The sequence below is a fragment of the Ancylomarina longa genome, from assembly GCF_003996985.1.
Lineage (GTDB): Bacteria > Bacteroidota > Bacteroidia > Bacteroidales > Marinifilaceae > Ancylomarina_A > Ancylomarina_A longa.
Window position 1 is genome coordinate 199,878 of the sequence record NZ_RJJX01000003.1, and the last position, 12,578, is coordinate 212,455.

General features: G+C 36.2%; 11 protein-coding genes. All 11 read right to left on the reverse strand.

Annotation, left to right across the window (positions count from 1 at the left end; all coding sequences use genetic code 11):
- Positions 1-45 precede the first annotated feature (45 nt).
- The gene (gene hydF, locus DLK05_RS04150; RefSeq protein WP_127342722.1) at positions 46-1,266 is read right to left on the reverse strand and encodes a [FeFe] hydrogenase H-cluster maturation GTPase HydF; all 1,221 of its coding nucleotides are present in this window, start codon (positions 1,264-1,266) and stop codon (positions 46-48) included.
- Between the two features lie 10 nt (positions 1,267-1,276).
- Positions 1,277-2,716: a lyase family protein gene (locus tag DLK05_RS04155; RefSeq protein ID WP_127342723.1), complete on the reverse strand. Its 1,440-nt coding sequence runs from the start codon at positions 2,714-2,716 to the stop codon at positions 1,277-1,279.
- Between the two features lie 2 nt (positions 2,717-2,718).
- Positions 2,719-3,882 (reverse strand): sigma-54-dependent transcriptional regulator, encoded by a 1,164-nt coding sequence (locus DLK05_RS04160; protein WP_127342724.1) that lies wholly within the window; start codon positions 3,880-3,882, stop codon positions 2,719-2,721.
- 2 nt (positions 3,883-3,884) lie between these two features.
- Positions 3,885-4,862, reverse strand: coding sequence for a Ppx/GppA phosphatase family protein (locus tag DLK05_RS04165; RefSeq protein WP_127342725.1), 978 nt, complete (start codon positions 4,860-4,862; stop codon positions 3,885-3,887).
- A 228-nt stretch (positions 4,863-5,090) separates the two neighbouring features.
- Positions 5,091-6,431 (reverse strand): ABC transporter permease, encoded by a 1,341-nt coding sequence (locus tag DLK05_RS04170; protein ID WP_127342726.1) that lies wholly within the window; start codon positions 6,429-6,431, stop codon positions 5,091-5,093.
- A gap of 18 nt (positions 6,432-6,449) precedes the next feature.
- Entirely contained in the window at positions 6,450-7,373 is a 924-nt protein-coding gene (locus DLK05_RS04175; RefSeq protein WP_127342727.1) for an ABC transporter ATP-binding protein, read from the reverse strand.
- 354 nt (positions 7,374-7,727) lie between these two features.
- A complete protein-coding gene (gene dnaJ / locus DLK05_RS04180; protein WP_127342728.1) occupies positions 7,728-8,882 on the reverse strand; it encodes a molecular chaperone DnaJ in 1,155 nt (384 codons plus the stop codon).
- Positions 8,883-8,915: 33 nt separating this feature from the next.
- Positions 8,916-9,530, reverse strand: a complete 615-nt coding sequence (locus DLK05_RS04185; RefSeq protein WP_127342729.1) for a nucleotide exchange factor GrpE — start codon at positions 9,528-9,530, stop codon at positions 8,916-8,918.
- A gap of 250 nt (positions 9,531-9,780) precedes the next feature.
- The gene (locus DLK05_RS04190) at positions 9,781-10,329 is read right to left on the reverse strand and encodes a TlpA family protein disulfide reductase (protein WP_127342730.1); all 549 of its coding nucleotides are present in this window, start codon (positions 10,327-10,329) and stop codon (positions 9,781-9,783) included.
- Positions 10,330-10,402: 73 nt separating this feature from the next.
- Positions 10,403-11,713, reverse strand: coding sequence for a UDP-N-acetylglucosamine 1-carboxyvinyltransferase (gene murA, locus DLK05_RS04195; RefSeq protein WP_127342731.1), 1,311 nt, complete (start codon positions 11,711-11,713; stop codon positions 10,403-10,405).
- 117 nt (positions 11,714-11,830) lie between these two features.
- Complete coding sequence (locus DLK05_RS04200) at positions 11,831-12,448, reverse strand: DUF4290 domain-containing protein (protein WP_127342732.1); 618 nt, start codon at positions 12,446-12,448, stop codon at positions 11,831-11,833.
- Positions 12,449-12,578: the final 130 nt, after the last annotated feature.

Below are 12,578 nucleotides of genomic sequence, written 5' to 3' on the forward strand. Positions count from 1 at the left end.
GTTTAAATTCCGGCTAAATTTTTAATAAAAAAACATGTTAATGTCTTACAGATAATCTAAAGAAGAATCTTCTATTTTGGCAAAAGGTGCAACAGCTCGCTCATAGATGCCCTGCACATAGGCGATTGCCATTCCGTAATTAGTCACAGCAATTCCTGCATCAATTGCTGGTTGTAGTCGGTTCTTAATCTGTTTTGGCGTAATCATGCAGCCACCACATTGAATCAGAAGCGCATAATCGTTAATGGCACCAGGTATTTCATCCAGACCGGCAATTACCACAAATTCCAGTTGTTTACCAGTGAAATTGGAAATCCAGCGGGGAATCTTCACTCTTCCAATATCATCGCAAGAGGTATGATGGGTGCAGCTTTCCAATAATAGGATTTTATCTCCATCTCGTAATGCTGAAATTTTTGGAGTGCCATTTAAATAGGCGGAAAAGTTTCCCTTGAAATGAGCCAGCATAATACTAAAACTTGTGAGTGGGATATCCGAAGGAATAGAAGCATCAGCTTTTAGGAATACTTGACTATCGGTTACTACTAATTTAGGTTTGATGCCGGTATTACGTAAAAAGCCATCGACTTCTCTTTCTTTAAGTACAATACAAACAGCATCGTTATCTAAAATGTCTCTAATTGTCTGGACTTGTGGTAAAATTAATCTACCCTCTGGCGCTTCAACGTCAATCGGTGTTATGAGAAGGACAATATCGCCATAAGAAATTAATCCTCCCAAAAGTGATGGAGTGGTAAATGCTGATTCTGGTATAGAAGTTTTTATAGCCTGAACGATTGGCTCTATATTTGCATCCTGACAGGAAAAACGGAGAATCTGTTTGCTACCCTGATTTTCTAATAAACTCTTGGTTTTTACCTGAAGAACTTCTAAATCTTCTTTATTGTGAATAAAAAGGAAGGGAATATCGTAAAATTTAAACTGATCGATTAAGCTTTGTTCAAATGTCCCATAATTATTTTTTGTGATTACTAAAATTGCTAAATCAATGGTTTTTATCGCTTGTGTAGTTTTTAGTATTCGTTTTTTTCCAAGCTCACCCGTGTCGTCAATTCCAGCTGTATCTATAAGGATTACAGGTCCAAAACCAGTTATCTCTAAAGATTTTTTCACCGGATCTGTAGTGGTTCCTGCAACATCAGAAACGATGGCAATATCCTGTCCGGCCAAATAATTTATCAGCGTACTTTTTCCGTTGTTTCTTCTTCCAAAAATTCCAATATGTGGGCGTCTTTCTCTAGGCATTTTTAATCAGTTATAGTGTTTCTCCTATGCGGAATCCTAGTTTTAGTAATTCTTCGGGCTGTAATAGTTGTAATAGGTTTTGTTCTTGGATTAGCTTCAATTTCGCATTTGCTTCCACAATCGAAATTTGGTACACTTTCATCTCTTTGGCTAGTTTTGATGCTTGATGATAACCAATATAGGGAGAAAGAGCAGTTGCTACAGAAGGATTTTTCAGTATGGTTTCCTCCACCGGATTTGGGGTTATTGTCAATTCTTTAAACAAATGTTCCCCTAGTGATTTGTTCGCTGCAATTAATAATTTAATGCTGGAGAGTATGGCATTTCCAATAGAGGGGATATAAGCATTTAATTCTAAACACCCCTGACCGGCAAGATTACTGATCAGCATATCATTGGCATAAACCTGATGTGCGACACTAATGATAAATTCCGGAATCACAGGATTTACCTTACCAGGCATAATAGAGCTGCCAACTTGTTTCTGAGGAAGCTGTACCTCTCTGTTCACAAATAAATCAGAACCAAGTAATCGAAGATCAGTTACCATCTTTTCCAGATTTACAGCATGTGCTTTTAAAATAGCATGTACCTCCACAAATCCATCTTGATTAGCGGTAGCATCGCTTAGATTTTCGGATCTGGTGACAGGTAATCCGCTTAATTTTTGCAGATTTGGTACTACTTCCATGATAAAAAAGCGAGGAATAGATAATCCTGTTCCAATTGCTCCACCTCCTAAATTAACTTCCTTAATTCTTTCAAAGCATTTCGAAATTCGCCACCAGTCTCTCGACAAAGCATTATTGTAGGTGCTAAATAACTTGTCGTAGGAGGAGGGAACTGCTGCTTGCATTTGTGTATATCCCTGGCGAAGAACATTTCGGAATTTACTTTCGGTTTTTTCAACCAGCATCCGCGAGCTGTTAATAGATGTTTCCAAATCTTGTAACAATTGCATAATTGCCACTTTAAGTGATGTGGGGATTACGTCATTGGTGGATTGGAAAACATTGGCATGCTCGAAGGGATCTATAGCCTCGTAATCCCCACATGATTTGCCCGATAGTTGCAAAGCACGATTACAAATAATTTCATTTACATTCATATTGATACTGGTTCCTGCTCCCCCTTGAATGGCAGATACAATAAAATGTTCAAAATGCTTTCCATTGCTGATTTCCTGCGCTACATCGACTAGTAATCGCATCAAATCTGAATCGAGCAATTGAAAGGAAACTGTCTGATCGGGAAATTTATCCTGCATCGCCTTTAAAAATCCCAAATAGGTTTGATAGCACGCTTGCTTCACAGTTCCAACTGCCTGATACCATTCTTTATGAAAGGGAGTTGTGTCAGGGAAATTTTCTTTGGCACGAAGCGAATGGATTCCCCAAAGCGCTTCTTTGGATATTTTTCTTTGCCCAATAAAATCAGATTCTGTTCTCATATTTAATTGGATGAATTGGTGTAAGATTTCACATCTGTAACACTAATGCTTTCTTGACCTAGTATTATCAATCTTTCGATGATATTTCTGAATTCGCGTATATTTCCAGTATAGTTAATTTTTTGAAGCTCACGTATTGCATCCTGATTTATATTTTTAGCTGGCAAGCCCATTTCTCCGCATATCATTTCCACAAAATGATTTGCCAAGAGAGGAATATCCTCAATCCTGTCGTTAAGAGAAGGAACCTCAATTAAAATAACACTCAGGCGATGATACAAATCCTCGCGGAATTTATTTTGCTTTATTTCTTCGGAAAGATTTTTATTTGTTGCCGCGATGACCCGAACATTTACCTGTATTTCCTTGTCGCCACCAACACGAGTTATCCTGTTTTCCTGTAATGCACGCAATACTTTCGCTTGTGCCGATAGACTCATATCGCCAATTTCATCCAGAAATAGTGTGCCACCATCTGCCAGCTCAAATTTGCCTTTGCGTTGTTTATGTGCTGAGGTGAAGGAACCTTTTTCATGACCAAAAAGCTCACTTTCTATCAGCTCTGAAGGTATAGCTGCACAGTTAACCTCAATAAACGGACCTTTACAGTGATTACTTTGCTCATGAATTCTGTGAGCAACCAATTCTTTGCCTGTACCATTCGATCCTGTAATTAAAACACGAGCATCGGTAGGCGCAACCTTATCTATCATTTGGTTCACTCGTTCAATTGCTTCCGACTCGCCAATCATCTCGTATTTCTTACTCACCTTTCTTTTCAGAACTTTTGTTTCGATAATCAGCTTCGATTTATCCATAGCATTACGGATTGTAATCAATATGCGATTCAAATCCAGTGGTTTTTCTAAAAAATCAAAAGCACCTTTTTTGATGGCATCCACAGCAGTGTCGATATTTCCGTGTCCGGATATCATGATTACGGGGGTGTCAATAGCGAGCTCCTGTATCTTTTCCAAAACCTCAATTCCATCCATTTGGGGCATTTTAATATCGCATAAAATGACATCAAATTCATCATTTTTAGCTAGTTCGATACCTTCAAGGCCATTTTCAGCCAAGCTGATTTCATATTTTTCATAGCTTAAAATATCTTTTAGGGTATTGCGAATGCTTCGCTCATCGTCGATGATTAGAATTTTGGACATTTTTATTTTTTTACTTCAATTGAATTGTTTTGTGTATCGGTATTTATGTGCTGTTCGATATAATCGAATAATGCTCCTTCTTTTAACGCGAAAGAGGACTGGTACAATTTACTAAATCCAGCATCTTTTACCAGATAGTGAATAAAAATACTGGCAATAACCATTAACTCCACCCGAACTGGATCCATGCCAGGCATAGCTTTTCTTTCCTCAAGTGTAGAAGCAAGAAAATTTTGATGTAATCTAAAGAAGTCCTTCAGCTTAATTTCAAATTGTGTATCAGGTGAGCCATTCAGAGGTTGACCACCTGCAATTAAAATCTGTTTTAAAGTGTCAAACGACCCAGACGAACCAATTAAGGTTTTCACATTATGCAGCTCCAGAGCATCAAATAAATCGTAAAGTTGCTCTTTTAAATAAGCTTCAATAGATAGGAGCTCTGTTTTCAATATAGGATCAGAAGGAACAAATTGTTCCAACAATCGAGTCATTCCCAGAGGATAACTTTTCTCCCAAAATATTTTTTCATTATTGGCAATTATGATTTCATTACTACCTCCGCCAATATCCAGTATGGCAATGGGCTCGTGATTCAATTCCAAAGCATTTCTGGTTCCAGTATAAATCAATTCAGCTTCCCGATCACCAGAAATTATATCCACCTCAATATGGAATTCCTGTTCTATAATCTGGACAAATTCAGCACCATTTTCTGCAGAGCGAATTGCAGAAGTTGCATAAGCAAGATATTGGCTAACTTCAAACTCCTTGGTGATACAGGTGATTTCCTCAAAAGCATGTCTTGCTCGCAATATTGCTTTTTCAGTTATTTTATGCTTGGTAATTCCTCCCTTACCTATCTTCGTTGGATATTTTGATCGATGTAGGATTTTAGGTTTCCTCTCTCCAGTCCATTCTGCAACCAATAAGTTGAAAGTATTGGTTCCTAAATCTATTACGGCGATCCGTTTTGCTTGCATTTGTATTAGTTAAAGGTTTGAGTGAATGTTATTTCCCTATGAAATATTCCTAATAATGGAACATGCTATTAAAAATCGAAGATAGTAAAAACTTTCCTCCTGTATTACTTGTTCTAGTTCCATTGATAAAGATGTCTTTCAAAAATATTGCCAAACCATAATTGGACTAACTAAATATTAAAAATGCCTCCGTAAGAGAGGCATTTTTAATATCTACTTTTTTTTTATTTAGTTGTGATATCTTAACCATTTCCAGATTTCTTTGTAGGAAACTTTTTTCCCATACATTAGGATTCCGACTCTATAGATTTTGGCTGCAATCCATGTAACAAATAGGAAAGTACCGATAAGTGTTCCCATAGAAAGAAGCAATTCCCATATTGGTACTCCATACGGAATCCTCACCAGCATAACAATAGGAGAGGTCAATGGAATGATAGAGCCCCAAAAAGCCAAACTGCCTTCCGGATTTTTAGCAACGGCAAAACCAATATACATTGCCAAAATCAAGGGAATGGTTATTGGTAGCATAAATTGCTGAGTTTCTGTTTCATTATCAACAGCACTACCTACTGCAGCAAATAAGGCTGAATATAGTAGATATCCGCCTAGAAAAAAGAAAATAAAAGCACCTAGAATTCCTGCAACATATGGTAAATCAAAGGTTCCTAATAGTTCTTGTGCCATTTTAAATTGGTCTGGATTTAAGGAACCTGCACCTTGTGGTAATTCCGATAATGTTTTTGCTTGCTGCAAAGTATCCAGATCAATACCAGGAAGAATTATTGCCGTTCCGATAGTTATAATAATTCCACTAAGTACTACCCACATGATGAATTGTGTTAGTCCGACCATGGCAACACCAATGATTTTCCCCATCATCAATTGAAAAGGCTTTACAGAGGAAATGATAACCTCTACGATGCGGTTTGTTTTTTCTTCAATTACACCACGCATTACCTGAACTCCATATAGGAATATAAACATGTAAATGATGAAACTGGAAATAAATCCAATTGCCATCGCAATTTCGGTTGAGCTTTCTTTAACTTGTCCTCCTTCTCCAAACTTTATGGTCCGCATCGATATAGGAGTTCGCGTAGCAGCAAGCTTTTGCTCTAAATCAGGTATATTCGATTCTACAATAATCTTAGAGCGTTTAATTTTTTCGATATGATCGCGAATTTGTCCGCCAACATCTGATTTTACCTCGATAGTTACCTGTTTGTAAGAAAATAATTCGGCTGTTTGACTCTTTAAAATATCCTTCGGAATAACCAATAGAGCATAGTACCCATTCGCAGTCATATTTTTTTTAGCCTCTTCGAATGAGACGTTCTGAAGATATTTAAAGGTCGTGAAATTTTCACTTTTTACAGGTTTAACTAATTCGGAGTTATTGATTACAGCTATCGTTCTTTTTTCTGTATCATCTTTCATGATCATCCAGATCATAAAGGCATAGATTCCGGCAATCAATAAAGGAGTTAAAAAAGTAAGAATTAAAAAGGATCTTTTCTTAACACGAGAAAGGTACTCACGTTGTATGATAATGAAAATTTTATTCATGATAAATAGGCGTTTGGGTTAGAATTTTTTACTCTCTTTTACTACTCTGATAAAAATATCATTCATACTAGGAATGATCTCCGCAAATGATACGATATTGAGATATGGTAAAAGCAGACCTAAAAGGTCGTTGGAACTAGAGCCATTATGAAGTTTGATTTTTAGAGTGTTGCATTCAATTCCTTTTTCGCGATCTACAATTTCAAAATCAGAATTGAGAATTTGATCTAGTTTGTCAAATTCTCCGGTATAGCTTAGTTTATAAGTATTGGTTCTGTATCTTTTCTTAATTTGATCGACAGGACCGTCGAGTATTTTCTCAGATTTATTGATTAAGGCGATATGATCACATATCTCTTCAACGGAACCCATATTATGAGTAGAAAAAATGATAGTTGCACCTTTATCGCGAAGGTTCAGGATTTCTTTTTTCAGCAAATTAGTGTTGATCGGATCAAAACCACTAAAAGGCTCATCGAATATCAATAATTCAGGTTCGTGCAGGATGGTGACTATAAATTGTATTTTTTGCTGCATCCCTTTGGAAAGCTCTTCTACTTTTTTATCCCACCAAGGGAGTATGTCGAATTTATCAAACCATACTTTTAGTTTTTTTGTTGCCTCCTTCTTACTCATTCCTTTAAGCTGAGCAAGATAAACGGCTTGATCTCCGGTTTTCATTTTTTTATAAAGACCTCTTTCCTCGGGAAGGTAACCTATACGTTGAATATCATTTGTACTTAAAGGTTTACCGTTATAAAAAACTTCGCCAGAATCGGGACCGGTAATTTGATTAATGATTCGAATGAGAGTGGTTTTTCCAGCACCATTTGGTCCTAATAGGCCAAAGATACTTCCCTTTGGCACAGAAATACTTACTTTATTCAGAGCGGTATGTCCTGCATATTGCTTTACCACCTCTTTTGTCTCGAAAAATGTCATGGAAAATAGTTTTGGTTAGGGACACTTTAAATTTAGTAGCTCTAAAGTACGGAATTTTGAGAATCTCAACATAAAAAATCGATGTAAAGACGAATGAACAGGATATTGTTTTAGTTTTTATCGATGTGTTTGTTAGGATGTGTTTTGCAATTTAGTGCATTAACGTAAATTTGAAAAGAAGTGTAGGTGCAGATTATTGTTGTTAATTAAATGCTTAATGGAAATTGTTAGCTAGATAATATACAGATATATAAATTTTAGGGATATTGTTTCCTCTTTTCGAAAAAGGCATAAAAAAAGCTGTCTCCAATTATAATATGGAGACAGCTTTCTAATGTTTTATGCAATTAATATCTAGTCGAAAAAGTTACGAACTTTTTTAAAAAAACTCTTATCATGAATGCTTGGTTTTGGTGTAAAGGACTCTGAAGCTTGTAGCTTTTCGAGGATTTTTTTCTCCTCTTTTGACACATTATTGGGAATCCAAACATTTATTTTCACTAATAAATCTCCTCTGCCATAGCCATTCACATCAGGCAAACCTTTTCCTCGTAAACGAAGAATTTTACCAGGTTGTGTTCCATTGTCTATCTTTACTTTAACCTTGCTTTCAATGGTAGGGATTTCCACTGCAGTTCCTAATATAGAATCAGGAATACTAATGAATAAATTATATAAAAGATCGTTCTCGTCTCGAACTAATTCCGGATGTTCTTCTTCTTGTATCAGAATTAATAAATCCCCATTTACACCACCACGGCGAGCTGCATTTCCTCTTCCACTAACCGATAATTGCATTCCCTCGGCAACTCCGGCAGGAATATTAATGGTGATCACTTCTTCATCGCGAACGATACCTTCTCCAGCACAGCTTGTACATTTATTGGTGATAATCTTTCCTTCTCCATTACAAGTAGGACAGGTTGAACTGGTTTGCATTTGTCCTAAAATGGTATTTTGAATTCGGGTAACATGACCGGAACCATTACAAGATGAGCAGGTAGAGAAAGATGAGCCATCTTTTGCACCAGAACCATTACAGGATTTACACTCTACGTATTTTTTGACTTTAATTTTCTTTTCAACTCCTTCGGCAATTTCTTTTAGCGTCAATTTTACTTTCACTCTCAAATTGCTTCCTCGGTTTACTCTTCTGGAACTACGTCCACCGCCGCCAAATCCGCCACCAAAGAAAGATCCACCACCTCCGAAAATATCTCCGAAGTGAGAGAATATGTCTTCCATACTCATGCCTGCACCACCAAATCCACCACCGGCAGCACCTCCAACACCTGCGTGACCATACTGATCGTAACGTTGACGTTTTTCAGGATGACTTAATATTTCGTAGGCTTCTGCAGCTTCCTTAAAATTTTCTTCGGCCTGTTTATCCCCCGGGTTTTTATCCGGATGGAATTGAATTGCTTTCTTGCGATATGCTTTTTTTATTTCGGCTTCTGAGGAAGTTTTGGAAACGCCCAACACCTCGTAATAATCTCTTTTCGACATCTTTTTCCAGCTTAGATTTTGATATAGGTTTTCTTATTCTCCAACAACAACTTTCGAGAAACGTATCACTTTGTCGTTTAGGTAATATCCTTTTTCAACGCAGTCCACAACTTTTCCTTTTAAATCCTCTGATGGAGCAGGGATTTTGGTGATAGCTTCATGAATGTCAGTATCAAATTCTTTATTTACAGTTTCGATTTCCTTCACTCCATTTTGGGTGACAAAATCCTTAAAGTTGTTATATATTAAATGGATACCTTCCTTTATTGCCTCAACATCTTTCGTATCATCAATAGAAACGAGTGCTCGTTCAAAGTTGTCAATTACCGGCAAAACATTAATTAAAATTTTTTCTCCAGCAGATTTTGTTAACTCCATTTTCTCTTTCAAAGTTCTTTTGCGGTAGTTATCAAATTCAGCCGATAAGCGAATGTATTTATCACTAATATCCTGAAGTTTATTTCCAAGCTCTTCCATTTCGTCAGCCTTTTTTTCTTTTGCTGATTTTTTGTTTTTTTTCTTGTCTTTTTTTTCTTCTGTTTGTGGCTCTTCCTGCGTTTTTGTATCCTCAACAACTTTCTCAGCAGTAGTTTCTAAATCTTTTTCTTTCAATTTTTCTTTTTTAGATTTGCTTGTATCTTTTGTCATCTTTCAATGATTTTTTCATTTTTATATTATTCTTGGCATTTGTTTGCAAATAACCTGCCAATAGGTTGGTTTACGACAAATTGGCACAAAGATAGAATTTGGAACTGTAAATTTTTCATTTTTTCAGATGAATGTGTCAATTAATAGAAATATAGTCTTAGTAAATTGATAGATAGATCAAAAAATAGTAGGACTGTTGTAAAAGGAATTTCCTTTTTCAACAGCCCTATTTATATTATTTGGGATGCAATTATTTTTTCACATAGTATTGAAGTACCAATTCCAATTTTTCACCACGTAGATTTTTCGCTAGAATAATGCCATCACCATCAATCAGAAAATTTGCTGGAATTGAATTAATCCCAAATCTGTTCGAGGTAGGGGAATGCCATCCTTGTAATTCACTTACATGATTATTCCAGATAAGTTTGTCTTTTGTAATTGCAGCTTTCCAATTGGCTAATTTTGTATCCAGAGAGAAGCTGAAAATGGTAAATCCATTTCCATTTTTAAAATTTTCATCTTTAAATTTATTGTAGGCATTAACCATTCTGGGGTTTTCAGCTCTACAAGGAGGACACCAGGAAGCCCAGAAATCCACTAAAACTACTTTCCCTTTTAGTGCATTTAGTTCTAGAGTTTTTCCGTACATTGATTTTGCACTTATATTTGGGAGTCTATTCCCTACTTCAAAACCTTCTTTCATATCGGTTCCTTTAATTGCAGGATTTGTAGCTGCAAAAACGGATATGGACATGAAAATGGAGAAGAATATTAGAGTGTATTTTAATCGTTTCATACTTTTTAATTTTTACGATTTTAATTTAGGTCTAAATTATAAAGTTCTGTTTATTTAAAATGTTAATAAATAGTTAAAGGTTGATTCTTTTGATATTAGCACCGATTGCATTTAATCGCAGATCAATATTTTCATAACCTCTATCGATTTGATCAATATTGTGAATCGTACTTGTTCCATCGGCTGATAATGCTGCGATCAGCAGTGCAACACCAGCTCTAATATCGGGTGATACCATAGTTGTAGCACGAAGTCGCTGTTCCTGATTTAGTCCAATTACAGTAGCACGATGTGGATCACATAAAATGATTTGAGCACCCATATCAATTAATTTATCCGTAAAAAACAATCGGCTTTCGAACATTTTCTGATGAATTAAAACGCTGCCTTTTGCTTGAGTTGCTACCACCAGAAATACACTCAAAAGATCTGGTGTTAAACCTGGCCAAGGCGCATCGGCTATTGTAAGAATGGAGCCATCGATAAAAGTCTCAATTTGATACTTATCTTGTTTAGGAATAAAAATATCATCCCCATGAAGTTCTATTTTTATACCCAAACGGCGGAATGCATCCGGAATCATTCCTAATTCTTTAAAGGCAACGTCTTTTATCGTAATTTCAGATCTGGTCATTGCAGCCAAACCTATGAAACTACCTATTTCAATCATATCTGGAAGGATGCGGTGTTCACACCCAGTAAGTGAACTTACTCCTTTAATTTCCAGTAGATTGGAGCCAATTCCAGAGATTTTTGCTCCCATACGGATAAGCATTCGACACAATTGCTGTATATATGGTTCGCATGCTGCATTATAGATGGTCGTAGTACCTTGCGCCAAAACGGCAGCCATAATTATATTTGCAGTTCCGGTTACAGAAGCTTCGTCAAGCAGCATATAAGCTCCTTTTAGTTGATCGGCTTCTACTCGGTAAAAATTCTCACCCGGATTGAAATGAAATTTGGCTCCTAATTTTTCAAACCCAATAAAATGGGTGTCTAATCTGCGGCGACCAATTTTATCTCCACCTGGACGAGGAATGTATCCTTTTCCAAAACGAGCCAATAGGGGACCAATTATCATTATTGAACCTCGTAAGGAAGATCCTTTGCGGGCAAATTCAGCTGAATTGAGATATTCTAACTGAATATCCTTTGCTTCGAAGGTGTAGGAGTTTTTAGATTCTTGAGAAACACTCACTCCTAAATTAGATAATAATTCTATTAATTTATTAACATCAAGAATGTTAGGGATATTGTGAATGGTTACTTTTTCTTCTGTTAACAGGGTAGCGCAAAGAATTTGTAAAGCTTCGTTTTTTGCTCCTTGAGGTGTGAGTTCACCCTTTAATGGTTGACCTCCTATAATTTCGAATGTGCTCATTTGTTAAATGTTTTGGTGTGAATGAGAACTTAAAGATAAGTATAAAATATAATCAAAAAAGCATGTGACCTACTGGATTTGCACAAAAAAAACCGGTATAAAACCGGTTTTTTGAAATTATTTACTTTTACTGAATTTCCGATTATCGGGTCGGGAAGGTTTTCTTTTTTTATTTTTTTGTGAGTAATCCTTCTCTCGGCTTTCCCTTAATTTAAGTTCTTCAGGTATTTGAAGTTTCCCTTTGGATAATTCAACAATATCCTTAAATATTTTTTCGTCAGGTACACTATCCTTATTCCATGTAGCATATGATTTTTTCATATGATTGGCAATCATTTGGATGAGAGCGTCTTTTTCCTTTTGTTCTTCAATTTCTATTGCTTTTTCCAACAATAATTCAATGGTACGCCCGTAGTGACGATACTTGATCCTCTGGTTACTGTAAGGCAATAATTCAGGCTTTTCGGCAAGTTTTTCTTTTGTAGGTGCCTCGTATGGAGAATCTATGTCAAGGCTAAAATCTGACATGATTGCAAGATGATCCCATAATTTGTGTCTGAAATCACTAACATCTCTAAGATGAGGGTACATATTACCCATTATAGCGATAATACTTTTAGCCACACGATTTCTTTCCTCCTTGTCTTCAACGGTCATTGCAAAGTCAACCATCTTCTGAACATTTCGTCCATATTCAGGAAGTACAAGTTGTTTCCTGTTTGAATTATAATCCATCTATTTAAATGTTGTTTATTCTGGTAATATCAAATTTCATAAAGACAAATAAATCTCACATCTGTCAGATTATCAGCAGTCGGTTACCTTAACGAAATTGAAAAGTTTAAATATTAATAATTTGGAGAGA

Bases quoted from the DNA above. Each gene is read 5' to 3' on its own strand.
- hydF (WP_127342722.1), bottom strand. From the start codon at position 1,266: ATGCCTAGAGAAAGACGCCCACATATTGGAATTTTTGGAAGAAGAAAC.
- DLK05_RS04155 (WP_127342723.1), bottom strand. From the start codon at position 2,716: ATGAGAACAGAATCTGATTTTATTGGGCAAAGAAAAATATCCAAAGAA.
- DLK05_RS04160 (WP_127342724.1), bottom strand. From the start codon at position 3,882: ATGTCCAAAATTCTAATCATCGACGATGAGCGAAGCATTCGCAATACC.
- DLK05_RS04165 (WP_127342725.1), bottom strand. From the start codon at position 4,862: ATGCAAGCAAAACGGATCGCCGTAATAGATTTAGGAACCAATACTTTC.
- DLK05_RS04170 (WP_127342726.1), bottom strand. From the start codon at position 6,431: ATGAATAAAATTTTCATTATCATACAACGTGAGTACCTTTCTCGTGTT.
- DLK05_RS04175 (WP_127342727.1), bottom strand. From the start codon at position 7,373: ATGACATTTTTCGAGACAAAAGAGGTGGTAAAGCAATATGCAGGACAT.
- dnaJ (WP_127342728.1), bottom strand. From the start codon at position 8,882: ATGTCGAAAAGAGATTATTACGAGGTGTTGGGCGTTTCCAAAACTTCC.
- DLK05_RS04185 (WP_127342729.1), bottom strand. From the start codon at position 9,530: ATGACAAAAGATACAAGCAAATCTAAAAAAGAAAAATTGAAAGAAAAA.
- DLK05_RS04190 (WP_127342730.1), bottom strand. From the start codon at position 10,329: ATGAAACGATTAAAATACACTCTAATATTCTTCTCCATTTTCATGTCC.
- murA (WP_127342731.1), bottom strand. From the start codon at position 11,713: ATGAGCACATTCGAAATTATAGGAGGTCAACCATTAAAGGGTGAACTC.
- DLK05_RS04200 (WP_127342732.1), bottom strand. From the start codon at position 12,448: ATGGATTATAATTCAAACAGGAAACAACTTGTACTTCCTGAATATGGA.